The 12,785-nt window shown below is 48.3% G+C and carries 14 protein-coding genes; 3 read left to right on the top strand and 11 right to left on the bottom strand.

Translation table 11 applies throughout. From position 1 onward, the window contains the following. The coding region (locus tag ABUL11_RS09495; protein WP_350283614.1) for a type II toxin-antitoxin system VapC family toxin at nucleotides 1-423 on the top strand (423 nt) is incomplete at its 5' end. 97 nt (nucleotides 424-520) lie between these two features. Here the strand turns inward: ABUL11_RS09495 and ABUL11_RS09500 are convergent. Continuing rightward, nucleotides 521-1,282, bottom strand: a complete 762-nt coding sequence (locus tag ABUL11_RS09500; protein WP_350283615.1) for a head GIN domain-containing protein — start codon at nucleotides 1,280-1,282, stop codon at nucleotides 521-523. A 234-nt stretch (nucleotides 1,283-1,516) separates the two neighbouring features. Between ABUL11_RS09500 and ABUL11_RS09505 the strand changes: the two genes are divergently transcribed. Continuing rightward, nucleotides 1,517-2,095, top strand: a complete 579-nt coding sequence (locus ABUL11_RS09505) for a carbonic anhydrase (protein ID WP_350283616.1) — start codon at nucleotides 1,517-1,519, stop codon at nucleotides 2,093-2,095. A 120-nt stretch (nucleotides 2,096-2,215) separates the two neighbouring features. Here the strand turns inward: ABUL11_RS09505 and ABUL11_RS09510 are convergent, their stop codons facing one another. The 10 genes from ABUL11_RS09510 to ABUL11_RS09555 all read right to left on the bottom strand — a co-directional run bounded on the left by ABUL11_RS09510 (nucleotide 2,216) and on the right by ABUL11_RS09555 (nucleotide 12,561). Continuing rightward, entirely contained in the window at nucleotides 2,216-2,620 is a 405-nt protein-coding gene (locus ABUL11_RS09510) for a type II toxin-antitoxin system VapC family toxin (protein WP_350283617.1), read from the bottom strand. Beyond that, nucleotides 2,601-2,846 carry a type II toxin-antitoxin system Phd/YefM family antitoxin gene (locus ABUL11_RS09515; RefSeq protein ID WP_350283618.1) on the bottom strand — a complete coding sequence of 82 codons (246 nt, stop codon included), beginning with the start codon at nucleotides 2,844-2,846 and terminating at the stop codon, nucleotides 2,601-2,603. The genes ABUL11_RS09510 and ABUL11_RS09515 overlap by 20 nt, the downstream gene beginning before the upstream one ends. Nucleotides 2,847-2,924: 78 nt before the next feature. Beyond that, nucleotides 2,925-4,181 carry a putative Na+/H+ antiporter gene (locus ABUL11_RS09520; protein WP_350283619.1) on the bottom strand — a complete coding sequence of 419 codons (1,257 nt, stop codon included), beginning with the start codon at nucleotides 4,179-4,181 and terminating at the stop codon, nucleotides 2,925-2,927. Nucleotides 4,182-4,236: 55 nt separating this feature from the next. Next, a protein-coding gene (gene prfB, locus ABUL11_RS09525; RefSeq protein WP_350283620.1) for a peptide chain release factor 2 occupies nucleotides 4,237-5,341 on the bottom strand; the annotation gives its coding sequence in 2 pieces (ribosomal slippage) (nucleotides 4,237-5,259 and nucleotides 5,261-5,341; 1,104 coding nt in all). Between the two features lie 141 nt (nucleotides 5,342-5,482). Continuing rightward, nucleotides 5,483-6,610, bottom strand: a complete 1,128-nt coding sequence (locus tag ABUL11_RS09530; RefSeq protein WP_350283621.1) for a DUF1207 domain-containing protein — start codon at nucleotides 6,608-6,610, stop codon at nucleotides 5,483-5,485. A 154-nt stretch (nucleotides 6,611-6,764) separates the two neighbouring features. Then, entirely contained in the window at nucleotides 6,765-7,574 is an 810-nt protein-coding gene (locus ABUL11_RS09535) for a tellurite resistance TerB family protein (protein WP_350283622.1), read from the bottom strand. Nucleotides 7,575-8,015: 441 nt separating this feature from the next. Then, nucleotides 8,016-9,230 (bottom strand): catalase family protein, encoded by a 1,215-nt coding sequence (locus tag ABUL11_RS09540; RefSeq protein WP_350283623.1) that lies wholly within the window; start codon nucleotides 9,228-9,230, stop codon nucleotides 8,016-8,018. Continuing rightward, complete coding sequence (locus ABUL11_RS09545) at nucleotides 9,227-10,786, bottom strand: Dyp-type peroxidase (protein WP_350283624.1); 1,560 nt, start codon at nucleotides 10,784-10,786, stop codon at nucleotides 9,227-9,229. The genes ABUL11_RS09540 and ABUL11_RS09545 overlap by 4 nt, the downstream gene beginning before the upstream one ends. Beyond that, nucleotides 10,768-12,072 carry a hypothetical protein gene (locus ABUL11_RS09550; protein ID WP_350283625.1) on the bottom strand — a complete coding sequence of 435 codons (1,305 nt, stop codon included), beginning with the start codon at nucleotides 12,070-12,072 and terminating at the stop codon, nucleotides 10,768-10,770. Before ABUL11_RS09550 ends, ABUL11_RS09545 begins: the two co-directional genes overlap by 19 nt. Before the next feature lie 33 nt (nucleotides 12,073-12,105). Then, nucleotides 12,106-12,561: a hypothetical protein gene (locus ABUL11_RS09555; RefSeq protein ID WP_350283626.1), complete on the bottom strand. Its 456-nt coding sequence runs from the start codon at nucleotides 12,559-12,561 to the stop codon at nucleotides 12,106-12,108. Nucleotides 12,562-12,575: 14 nt separating this feature from the next. On the opposite strand from ABUL11_RS09555, the gene ABUL11_RS09560 reads away from it, so the two are divergent. Continuing rightward, nucleotides 12,576-12,785, top strand: a 210-nt coding sequence (locus ABUL11_RS09560; RefSeq protein ID WP_350283627.1) for a hypothetical protein, incomplete at its 3' end; no start/stop codon positions are given.

A 12,785-nucleotide genomic window follows, 5' to 3' on the forward strand; every position in this document is an offset into this window, starting at 1 on the left:
TTAGTCGATACCAATATTTGGATCGACTGCATGGACACCGATAGCCAGTGGCACGACTGGGCCGTAGATCAGCTTCAGGTCTGTAGCGAGCAGGCGCCCCTGCACATCAATCTGATGATCTACACTGAGTTGCTTATCCCGGGACCAGATATAGACGCTCTGGATACGATGCTCGATATCTACGATACCCTGCGCAGTCCCTTACCATGGTCGTGTGCCGGGCTGGCGGCGAAAGCCTATCTGAACTATCGTCGTCGGGGTGGCACTCGACTCATACCGTTGCCGGATTTCTACATTGGCGCCCATGCGGCTGTTGCCAATCTAAGTGTGCTCAGTCGGGACGTAAAACCTTATCACAACTATTTTCGGCGCTTGCGCTGCGTCGGTCCAGATGAAACAACCGAGCAACATACAGACGGATAGAAATAACCAATCACATACAAACAGGTACGACATATATGCCCTATTTGCATCATATGAAGGCTACAGACAGTAGAGAAATAACTGTCAGAGGTTACATTTACCGATAACTGACGCGTGAAACCCCTCGCGTGTTGACTGATCTTTGAAACGGATTGCAGTAAACCTTGAAATACACGGCACCAGCAAGTGATCCTGCCACCGATTTTTTAGCGCATACAGCTATATTGCCCGCACCTGCAGTATCAATTTCAACATTATCTACTGTGAAATCTCTTGCAGTTATATTACCCGCCCCGGATAGATTCAACTTAAGCATGCTTGCCTGACCTTCGATATTTATACTACCGGCACCCCTTTTTCTGACAGATAAGCCATCTGGAAAATCACCATAAATGTTTGTGCTACCCGCCCCGGAGATTTTGAGTTTTTGAAGTGAGATACTTTCTACAATTACATTGAGGTTATCATTTCCTGGGCCTGGCCTGCGGATGATTAATTCTCCATCGGATGAATCGACTTCAACAGATTCCACATAATTGCTATCTCCGGAAATTGTGACCCTGTTTTCACTGCCGGTTTTTATCTCAATATTGAGCGCGCCAGATAAAACCAATGATGTATACGGTTCAGGCAAATAGGATTTGCTGGCTGCTATGTCACTTGGTGTTATTGCGTTTTGTTCATTGTTACTCGAACAATTTACACTTGAGTATGAAACACTGTTTCCTGAACGGGAATAGGCGGATGCAGAGCCACTCTCAGCGCATCTAACACTGGTTGAAGTATCAGCAACACTTACGTTGATGCAGAGCAACAGCATTATTGAAACGGTTACTTTCTTCAAGATCTGATTCCACATAAAAATTTTTCCGTACGCTCTAACCCGGTCAAGCTACGATTTTACCGCTACATAGTAGCCGGTAGGATATAGTGAGGTACAAACTGCATCCTATTAATTTATATATATTTTTTACCAATTCAAATTATTCTATATGAATATAAGTTACAGCTGATTAGCCATAATAACAAAGAGGTTGAAAATATATTTAAAAAATATCTATGATTAGCGGTTACAAAATTTTATGGAGAGAAAATGAAAAAACAATCTTGTTCACACACAACCGAAGATGTTCCGTTTCCGCAAGCCAACCGGAGGAAATTTCTTCAGCTCGCTGTTCTTGGTAGTAGCATGGGTTTATTTTCAGTAATATCAGGAATATCGGAAGTCCGCGCAGAAAAGAAAGCAGGTACATTACTGTTAAGTTGTATGGATTACCGTCTGATGGATGAAATTGAACGCTACATGCTCCGTCGAGGGTTGTACCACAACTATGACCATATTGTACTGGCCGGTGCTTCACTGGGTGCTATTACAGATAAATATCCTGCCTGGAGCAGGACTTTTTGGGATCATCTCGACCTGGCGGTCAATCTACACGAGATACACACCGTCATGGTAATGGATCATCGTGACTGTGGTGCATACAAGATATTACTTGGAGAAGATTATTCCAAGGATACAAATAGAGAAACGGCAGAACATACTGCAAGACTCACACAGCTCAAAGATATGATCAATAAAAAATATCCAAAAATAGAGGTTGAAACACTGTTGATGGGGCTGAATGGTGAAGTAGAAGCTATTCCAACTGCTATAGCAAAACAGGGGTAAGGAGAATATCTGATATTCAATTTGGTTCAGGTTTTTATTGTTCCAAATCTCTTTTACCACTGAATCCAGCATAGTAGGATACGGTGAGGTACGAACCCGCATCCTACTGTGTTGATCACATCACCAAATACAGTTCAGGCCCGGTGTTGCACGTAATTTTTCATCAGCAGTAATGAGAGGTGCCTGATACGCAATGGCCGTTGCAGCGATCAATCTGTCACCCGGGTCATTCTGTATCACGATACCGCTTTCAGCCAATGCGGCGATTGCCGGTGTGAGGGGAAGAATAGTCAGTTCCAGTGATGTAGCGATATCTTCCATATAAGAAAGCGGTGTGTGCTGAGCAGGTAATACCAGTCTGTTTTTTCGAAACAGTACCGCTATTTCCCAGAAGCTAATAGCAGCACACGCCAGCGTACCCTGCGCTTTTCCACTGTCCAGAGCTTGTTGGGCGATCGTCGTTAATCGCTCAGGACGATCAGCCCAGAACAGCAAAACGTGAGTATCACAGATGATCGGTATCACCTGTCCATACCTCGTCTAAAGGAGCAAGAATATCACCCGCGATGACCGTGCCACGCAGCATATCCAAACGTTTAAGTACTTCCTCGCATTTGCTTTTTTTATGTTCAGGCACAATGCGAGCAATGGTCCTGCCGTGCAAAGTGATTGTAATTTCCTCGCCTGCCTGTACCTGCTTCAGGTATTCGGGTAAATGTTGCCGTAATTCGGTCACATTAACGGATGTCATAGATAATCCTGTAACGTACATAGGAAATGTACATTATAGAGGTTTAGTTCAATAAGATTTAAGAAATCTCAGGTTTGATTACAGCAACCGGAATGCCAGTGCCGCAATGAAGGTGGGGATTGCTGCAGTCAGCAACAGCCTGAAGGGGTGCACCGCCTCATCATCGAAATGATTACGCAGGATAGCTATACCCGCCGGATTGGGTGCATTCGCAATGAGAGTCAGGCCACCTCCCGTCACTGCACCACTGACGAGGGCATATTTGAGATCATCGGATAATCCTTCGACCAGAGAGCCCAGATAGGTCAGTGCTGCGTTGTCGGTCACTGCGGTCAGCAGGGTTGCACCGAGGAACATCTGGTCGCTGGTCATGCTCATCAGCAGCGGTTGCAACCACCACTGCTGCTGGCCGCCCAACACTACCAGCCCGGCCAGAAAAAAGGCAACCAGCAGACCTTCACGCAGAATCAGTCGATCCTGATATTGCTGATAGGCGTGGGTAATTCCCAGAAAAAACAGGAACAGCCCCATGAACATGGCCGGGTGATGAGAGAAGATCACGATGCCTGCCAGAAACGCCAGATGCACCCCGGCCAGCACAGGCGGTACAGCCTCATGACGATTGTTCTCGGTTACCGGCAACAGCCGCAGTTCTTCACGGAACAGCAATGTGACACACAGCGCATTCACCACTACGGCGATGGCTGCCTTCCAGCCGAAAGTCGTCAGCATAAAAACTGTGTCCCAATTCCATTTGCTCGCTACCATCAGAACGGGGGGGGCGGCAAAATGTGTCAATGTGCCGCCGATGGAAACATTCACGAACAGTACAGCGAGGAGGGCGTACTTCATGTGTGCGGAAATCCTTTTCGCGAAAATACGTTCGGCCAGAATCAGTGCAGCCAGTGTCATGGCAGCAGGCTCGGTAATGAACGAACCGAGCAGAGGAATCAATGTCAGGATGGTAAAGCAGAACCCCATACCACCCGGCAGGGGAATGAGGCGAGTGACCAGATGAACTGTAGCCATCACTGTCTGCAAAATCGGGCGGGTACCTGCAACCACCATGATGGCAAAAACGAACATTGGTTCGGTGAAATTGCGGGAATCGACGTAATGTATCGCTGCGGCTTCACCTTCGATGGTGAACAGCACTACCACCAGCACCAGCGCCCAGAAACCGAATGCTACCTCCACCTCGCCCAGCAGATGCCACAGCCCGGCGTGCGCGGGCTGGATATGCGCCAGTCGCTTGAAGAATCCGGTGCAGAACGTGTGCAGGATGGCAAGGGCAAACAACCCCGCACCCATCAGTTCGATGAGGGTCGGTGTCATGTTTTATTTCGGAATACCGGCCGTACCATCCATACCTCACCGGGTGGTATACGGGTCATATCCCCTGCTTGAGACTGGCTTCGATAAATGTGTCCAAATCGCCATCGAGCACGGCCTGAGTGTTACCAATCTCGATGTTAGTACGCAAATCCTTGATACGGGACTGATCCAGCACATAGGAGCGAATCTGATGACCCCACGCAATATCGGTTTTGGAATCCTCGATGGCCTGTTTGGTCTCGTTACGTTTTCTCAGCTCCGCTTCATACAGGCGGGATTTCAGTACCGTCATGGCATCAGCACGGTTACGGTGCTGGGAACGGCCACTCTGGCATTGGACGACGATACCGGTTGGAATATGCGTGATCCGGACAGCCGAATCGGTTTTATTGATGTGCTGCCCACCCGCGCCTGAGGCACGAAAGGTATCCACCCGCAAATCGGCCGGGTTGATGTCGATTTCAATACTGTCATCCACTTCCGGATAGACAAACACGCTGGCAAAGGAAGTATGCCGCCGGTTGCCCGAATCAAACGGTGATTTGCGCACCAATCGATGCACACCGGTTTCCGTGCGCAGATAGCCATAGGCATATTCACCGCTTATTTTGAGCGTAGCACTCTTGATACCGGCTACGTCGCCAGGCGATTCCTCCAGCAGTTCCACTCTCAGCCCGCGCCGTTCACAGTAGCGCAGATACATTCTTTCCAGCATCGATGCCCAGTCTTGTGCTTCAGTTCCACCTGAACCGGACTGGATGTCGATAAAACAGTTATTAGGGTCCATCGGATCGGAAAACATCCGGCGAAACTCCATTCCAGCCAGCCTCTGATCGAGTTCCGTAACGTCATCAGCAATGCTTTGCAGGGTTTCCTCGTCGTTTTCTTCCTGGGCGATTTGCAGCAGCTCATGCGTATCCCGCAATTGACGATCAACCGATTGCAGAGTATGGACAATGTTTTCGAGGGATTTTTTCTCACGTCCCATTTCCTGGGCGCGGTCCGGATCATTCCAGATGGCGGGATCTTCAGACTGGCGTTCCAGCTCTGTCAGCCGTATTTGCTTGGCATCGAAGTCAAAGATACCTCCGCAAATCAAGACTTCTTTGCTTCATGCTTTCCAGTTGTTCAATCATTACATTGATTTGTTCGGCTTCCATGACAGTATCCTACCCAAAGCGATTGATTATACTGCAAGTCGAATCGACGGACGTGTTCGATGAATATTCCCTCTATCCGGGAAACAAGTCTGTATAAATACCAATCAGCAAATCAGAATCTGGATGGATTCCGTATCAAGTCTAGTAATGGTAGTGCGCACCAATGCCGAGATATTCGACCTTTTCCCTGAAAAACTGGCCGGTAGGGGAATATCCATTGAAATACTCCAACATAAATTGAAGTTTCCTGTTGAAAGTCTGGAAATTATCGAACTGAACACCGGCTCTGGCAGAGATATCGGCATGCCAATTGTTTTGTTCATGGTTCTTGATATCCACCGCAAAAACTGGTCGTACCAGTGCAAATTCCATTTGCCACGGACTTCTGAACTCTATACCGTATTGCACTGACCAGGGCTTGATTGCCGATGGTTCTTTGCGAAACATCCCGCCACCGCCACCATAAATACGTATTCCATACGGGAATTCATAGGAAAGTCTGAGATCGGCAGCTTCATAGCTGAGATTGATACGCTCCACATCAGTCAGTTTTCTCAACAGGAATTCATCACCGAGATGAGAGCTCTGATGATAGATACGCGCAAAGGCAGATGCGTTTCCTGCCCGTACGCCGGTATAAATTCCGCCAATAAAATCCGTATTGATGAGATCAGTTGAGGAAGCACCCAGGTTAAAGTCACTGAATATACCGGCCTGGAGCCCGACCTCCCATTGCACAATCGATTGCCCGATATTGGCACGGTAAAATGGTATCGTCTCACCGAAGCTGACAGAGCCGTTATGGTTGCCGTCTACATTTTTTCCCACATAATTGCGGTAGGCAGCCGAGAAATGATTCCATCGCGGATCCGCCAGTAATGGCTTGAATAAATGACCTTCCGGCAGGAGGCCGATTGCCAGCATTGTTGAGCGTGTTGCCAGAGCACCTTTATCGACAATCGCTTCAACCGGCTCCGGGGAAGCTGATAAAGGTTGCTGGGCGGTGTACTCCACGATTTCCACTCTGGTAACACCGGGAATCTCTGAGAACAGCTGCGTAATCCTGGCATGATCTTTTGCCAGCAACTTGTCTGCTGGCAGTGTAATATTGCCGTTCCGTACGGTTAACGAAGGAAGATCAACCCCAAACTGAATTTTCAGAATGGCTGCAGCATAACCGGCGATATAAGAATCATCAGGTGCCGCTGGCGCAGCACTTACAGAAAAAGCACAGAATATTGCGACTATGATAATTGACAGAAATCGCACAATACCACCTCAGCAGGGAGAATTTTTGTCCTGATAACAGATGGCATTTGAAGTATGCAGATCACCTGTTCTCTGTTGGAACTGGATAAAAAATACCATTCTTCTGTTCCAGCCGGGCACTTGAAAATACTGCCTGGCTGGAAAATATACGTACTCAGCTTATTTCAGGAGCACCAGTAAGTTGATGCAACCGGGCAATTGTTGCTGCATCCAGACTTAGCCGTTTTGCCAGCTCCCGCAGATAATCCTCTTCTTTCTCAGTATCAACATTGATCGCCAGTAATGAGGCACCGTAAACTTCGGCTGCAACTACCTGATTCGGTACCGCAGCTACCAGTGCAGCCATATCTGCTGGACGACGCAATTCCTCTTCTACCAGTTGTCGTTCGGCCTCGGTAACACCATCCTCACCCACCTTGCCCAGAATACGCACGTTTTCCTGTTCATCAATGACGCCATCGGCCTTTGCGGCAGCAATCATCGCACGCACAATCAAACGCTGGGTATCTGGATCATTAATCGCTTCCATGGCATGTCGGTCAATATTGGCTGCACTGGCCGAGGTATTGCTGGCAGCCAAATGCCCCTTCAGGGCATTCAGTGCCAGAGAACCAAGAATCGCCATGGCACTGCCGCCAAGTGCTCCTTTGCTTGCTTTGGTACCTCCACTCAGCAGCGCTCCTGCAAGCGCCCCGATACCGGTCAGCTGACCTCCGGTAAGATTCTCGGTCTGTTTACTGCCAAAGAAACCGCGTATCAGATTGAGTAAACCACCACTACCGGTCGACGCCGTATTACGCTTGCCATCGTTCTCATTACCATTCAGTAAATTTCCGAGAAACTGTTCCAGCTTGCCGCCAGCTCCGTCCAGTTCCAGTGAACCGAGAGTCTGATTCAGGCGCGAACGACTTTGTTCTGAAAGACCTTGTTGCAAAAACTGACCGATAATATTTGCAAAACTCATGGTTATATACTCCTTGCGGTTGGCCCTGCGTGTATGAAAATGATCAATTACACTCGACGGCCACCATTCAGTTTTGCCTGTACCATGATGATGGTCAGTCGACCTTCAACTATTGCTGCAATGGATGAGAATGAGTAAAACCGACTTCTGCTTTTATTCTCGTTTTATCGGACGATACTCAAAGCCAGCCTGATTGGCAAGAATTTTCTCTAAGGAACCTCTGATCAAGTCCTACATGGCCGCACACTGTGTTTTGCGGATGGACTATAAGGCGAGTGAAGCAGTGAATGGTTGGCCCCTTCGCAACAAGTTCAACGCTGCAGTCCCCGTCTGCAAAACCAGTACCCGTAAGGGTTGTGGCTTATAGAGGGTTTAATCAGAGATTCCTAAAACCCGGGTAGCCGAAATCACCTTATGATCAGGTATTCGAACAGAAGACAATTAATCAAATACTTCATCTCCTGTCGGTTCAAGGTGAGTGGTTTCATTCATCTCCTGGCGGAATCGGGATAATTCGTAATACATTCTGAAACGTGCCCGGTTGATATTACCCAGCGGCCGGTGTTCGGGAAGGCAATGCCAGGGATTCATTTTCAAACGCTTGGCAAACTCGAACTGCGCATCCGAATCAAATTTCTGTTTAGGGATATGGATGGTGGCGGCAGGAATGAATGAAGAAAGCTTTTCCGGCCAGCGTACTGAACTGTCCTCGATGGGCATCAAATGGGGATCGGTTTGTACCTGGATCATGAGATCAAACTCGACATCTTTTTCATTGAGCGTCTTGATCATATTCTCCCGTAAATAATTAAACGGTGGTGTACCAAAAGGTAAACCGGGAATATGCCTTTCAACATCCTTCGTTTTTGGCACAAATGAATACATCATTGCCTGGCCTTCACCCAGCAGATAAGGTGTACAGCTCCAGTAGCGCTGTCCCAGCGGATTGTACTGAGTTGCTGTCCACAGGCTCTGCATGAAAAAATCGAGCAAATGAGCGTCTTTCGGATTGAGAAAATAATAAAGTGTCATATCCACCAGGCTCCAGTATTGCAACTTGGCATTTTCCCGCGTGTTGGGCGTAACAAATGTCGCTCCCCCGCTGGTTGCAATGAAGTCTTGTGTCAATTTTTCTTCACTCATCAGTTTTTCTCCCGGCACTCCCATGATTTTTATCGCCATACTCATAAACCCGACATCATTGATATCAGCAGGCACATTCGGGCCCGGTCCGGAATAGCGGATATAAGCCGGGTAACTGCGTGGATTGGCAAAAATACCTTTGCGGCAATGCTCCGGCAGATCATCCCGGATAGTGATGGTGGCACGCACGATACCGTGTGTTTTGGTATTGCCCCCCCGTTCATACTCTCCCGGTTTGAAGCGTCCGCGCATTTGATCCATCATGAGATCGATTATTTTATTCAGGCTTTCTTCTTCGTCAGGATCAAATCTTTCCTCAGCCAGTTTAAGATCAGGATCCTTGTTCTTGCGTCGCCGATTAATCAGAAACTGGATCAATCTTGAGCCAGGTTCTCGAAAAAGATAATCCCACTGCGTCCGAAACCATGGCTCCAGGCGACGCTCGATGCGCAGCAACAAAATCAGGAAATTGTGAATCGCCTTGAGTACCCGGTTTTTGATTGTCATGTTCATGATGAACCGCCATTTCCGTTAGGCTGTAATGCTGAAATGTATTTGAGTGCGCGCAACCCGGGCATGAAAAAATATCCGCCGCCCAGTACCGTCGTAAACCGCGGTAAATGACAAACCTTTTGCATTGGTCCGGATGGAGTAGGACGATTGAAATGATCCGTGCTGTTACCGTTTATCAGCGGTTCGCGATTTCCCAGCAATGGATCCGGTTCCTCCTGCAGACCACCAAACTTGCTATTCACAATCCAGGCATTCTGGACAAATTCAAACTGTCGCCCTATGTTGGCTACCAGGCAGATAAACTGTAAACCACGTTCAGCAGCAGGGGCGTTCGGTTTGACGGCGTCTTCCGGCGCAAGGACAGCGCCATAACTGCGACCACGCCGCAGCAAACGGTGAAAACGAGAGGAAGCAATGAGATCTTCCTCCGGTTTTTGGCCAAATCCCAGGATTTTTACCAGCCGGCTTATCAGCGTAATTGCACCGGTACCAGTTACTGCCGTCGGCAAATCGCCTGTCCGGGGATTAGCTCTGCGTACATGAGCGCTAACCGGGCAATGGTTTCCTTTCGGATCCAGGTCATAGGTAAAATGATTACCATGATCCTTGGGCGAAATTCCCGGAATATGCTCCGCAATCAAGGGCGTACCATTCCGTTCTCTGCCCGCCATCGATGCAGCAAGCTGTTCCCGCTTCTCCGGGATGGAATCTGATACCTTGTCGAGAAATTGCCAGAAACCGGGAACATTCTGCTCCAGTTGCCGAAGTACCAGATACGTTCCATTGCGGCCAAAATCTTTCCGTGAAGGGTCATCTTCGGCATCCGGCAGATTCACGGCAAGTCTGTTTTTTTGGGGGTCGATCAGCGGTCGTGCGGTATATTGCCCATATTCATTGGGATAACCCAGTATCATCTCGCCGACGGCCAGTAAATTGGTGTAACGATCGTTTGCATGTGAATCCGTGTCATGCCGATCTGACCAGTCAATCGCGGGCTGACTGATCCCATCCTCAAACCCAAAAGGATCAGTTCGCCCCATGTCCGAGGTGGGCAGATACTGCAGCAGCTGAAATGCCTGTGAGAAATACTCGCCTTCTACAGTCGCTTTCCAGGCATCAAGACTGCCCTTTCTGGCATAAAGCAATAATAAGACATGGGGCACATCCGTATCCCTGCCCCATTTCCAGTACCTGGGTGCATTGCGCCCGATATCACCCAGCCGACGAGAGCAGTTTTCATTTCTGGTCATGCCGTGAACAAACTCATCGGAGAAACCATCGATGATCGATTCATCAACGCCCAATACCCGCAAACCCTGCACGGAAAAAGCGATCTGTAGCGCCGTATCAGGCGATGGACGGATTGCAATGGCACTGCTGACCGGCACTGTGCTCAACCATTGTTTGGCAGCACTGGCATCTGCAATTTTCAGCAGCATGAAGCAAGTATCAGCCAGCTTTCCATATCCAAAACGCAGCAATCCCTGCACATCATCAAACTCAAAATCGCTGGATTTTTCCATTTGTATACCCCCTCTCAGATCAGGCTGAGCCATTCACGGATTTCCGCATCATCCGACTGGCGAATTTCCACGCCCTGCCGAATACGACTATTGCGCGCCAGATCAACGGCGGTCAGCCCCGGATAAGCCTTGTACCAGACCTCTGTCGGTATTTGATGCCGCCTTTGCGTGTATTTGAATGCGTGCTCACGCTGCGCGCCTTCCTTAATCATCCACCTTGTCGTCGGGTAGCCGACAGCGTTGCTAAAGGTCAGGTTCAACCCCCAGCCAACCTTGTTGATGAAGTCATCCATATAACTTTCATGGCTGCCATCGTAATTACTGGCAAAGAAAATGCGATGGTTGTTATCCATGAATACCCAGCGGGCGAAATGGATTGTTTTAATACGCGCAAGAAAGCCGTGATTGTAAATATGCCTGGCAAACCAGTTGGTCAGCAGGAGGATGAATTTGAAGGTCAACAGGCGGAACAGCCCTGGTTTTACATCACCGAACACGCTGTATTGATTGCTGACATCCCAATCTTCCTGTTCGGAAAGCGCTTTGATATGTGCGTAGACAGGCCGGATAAAGAGTTCGGGATCGGAACGCTCTCGTCTTCTCAACCATAATGCAAAGAAGGGAGCGATAACCAATAGCAATGGAGAGAAAAGCAACAGGATCAGCGGCACCCCGATTTTATGCAACAGATTACGGGTTCTCCATTCACTCGGCGTCAGCTCTGGCAGGGAAAGTACAAGCCTGCCTTTATACTTTTCCATTTCGACATGCGACAACAGCTTTTGCCGTAGAGTACGAATATTTTCCCGCCCGACCTCTGCAACAATTTTTTGTAAATAATCAGACAGGCTGTGATGTAGCGCTGCTTCCTCATGGATCTGCCTGACGGTTCGTCCTATCCAGTTAACGTAATTGGCACCGGGGTTGACATTACGCATCTTTATCCACTCCAGCAGATTCTGATTTTCCTCGGGGAAATCATCACAATGGGAAAAGATCTTTGTCAGCCCCGATTCTGCACGTTCCACGAGCTCTGCCAGGAAAGTATGCACATCCCCGTCAATATCCCCCAGAAAAGCAAGCATGGGCCGCCATGGCCGTGGTTTTACACCAAACTCTTTAATCTCTTGCAGTGTTTTTGCTTCTATGATCACAAACCGTGCAAAATGCAAACGATCCAGTTTTCCGAACGGAATCAGGTCATTATCAGGATCAGCATGCCCGGGGATTTTATTCATCGAAGCGAGCAAGGTACGTAAATCCTGCAGTTTCCCGACACGTACCGTCGCAGCAATCATAAAGGCAGATTGAGGTGTCATGGTCTTCTACCCCGAAAACAGTTGGATAGCGTGTTATTGGGTATCGCTTTGCGTCAGCGCAAAATCCAGGACGCGCGTTTTGCCCCACCAGACTTTTCCAAGATAAACACCAGGTTCGACCTCGCGAATTTCATCGCGAATCACCTTGGCAACGAAGGAGGTTTTAGAGTAATCGATGACGATGGTGTCTTTGCCATCGAGCCAGCTCTTATCGCGATATACCTTGGCAACGATAAAGGTCAAACCAAACGGTGTAATCTTGTTGACAAGGACACCCGCCTGACCGCCCGGACAAAATAAATCAAATACCTTGCCCTGCCAGGCAAAAAGACGTGCAAAGGCAGCTACTGTTTTTGAAAAGAGTGATCCCGCCAGAATTGCCGTGCCGTGTGTATCGCCTGTCGGAATATTTCCTGGCATGGCATGACGATAGATTTCATCCAGTTCTTCACGTGATTTTCCCAACCAGGCTCTGACCGTATTATTCATTTCAGTGACTCCTCATGGTTATACCAAAAGCAAATGAACAGAATCGTCTGACAACACGTGATCCGAAACAGGATGATTCAAGACAAGCACACTACTCGTTCAATAAGCTGAAAACCCTTCGCAGAAAAGAACCAATCCTTATCGAATTCAAAAACCCTACTCTGAGTAACTTTATTCCTGGTTTATCCAATATGCAATTGTTTAATTGCCTCAAAACAGAGAAA

Source organism: Nitrosomonas sp. (assembly GCF_040256045.1).
Lineage (GTDB): Bacteria > Pseudomonadota > Gammaproteobacteria > Burkholderiales > Nitrosomonadaceae > Nitrosomonas.

What these genes read in the sequence shown, in the direction of transcription:
- ABUL11_RS09535 (WP_350283622.1), bottom strand. Translation starts at nt 7,574, where the DNA reads ATGAGTTTTGCAAATATTATCGGTCAGTTTTTGCAACAAGGTCTTTCA.
- ABUL11_RS09520 (WP_350283619.1), bottom strand. Translation starts at nt 4,181, where the DNA reads ATGACACCGACCCTCATCGAACTGATGGGTGCGGGGTTGTTTGCCCTT.
- ABUL11_RS09550 (WP_350283625.1), bottom strand. Translation starts at nt 12,072, where the DNA reads ATGACACCTCAATCTGCCTTTATGATTGCTGCGACGGTACGTGTCGGG.
- ABUL11_RS09545 (WP_350283624.1), bottom strand. Translation starts at nt 10,786, where the DNA reads ATGGCTCAGCCTGATCTGAGAGGGGGTATACAAATGGAAAAATCCAGC.
- ABUL11_RS09505 (WP_350283616.1), top strand. Translation starts at nt 1,517, where the DNA reads ATGAAAAAACAATCTTGTTCACACACAACCGAAGATGTTCCGTTTCCG.
- ABUL11_RS09515 (WP_350283618.1), bottom strand. Translation starts at nt 2,846, where the DNA reads ATGACATCCGTTAATGTGACCGAATTACGGCAACATTTACCCGAATAC.
- ABUL11_RS09555 (WP_350283626.1), bottom strand. Translation starts at nt 12,561, where the DNA reads ATGAATAATACGGTCAGAGCCTGGTTGGGAAAATCACGTGAAGAACTG.
- ABUL11_RS09500 (WP_350283615.1), bottom strand. Translation starts at nt 1,282, where the DNA reads ATGTGGAATCAGATCTTGAAGAAAGTAACCGTTTCAATAATGCTGTTG.
- ABUL11_RS09540 (WP_350283623.1), bottom strand. Translation starts at nt 9,230, where the DNA reads ATGAACATGACAATCAAAAACCGGGTACTCAAGGCGATTCACAATTTC.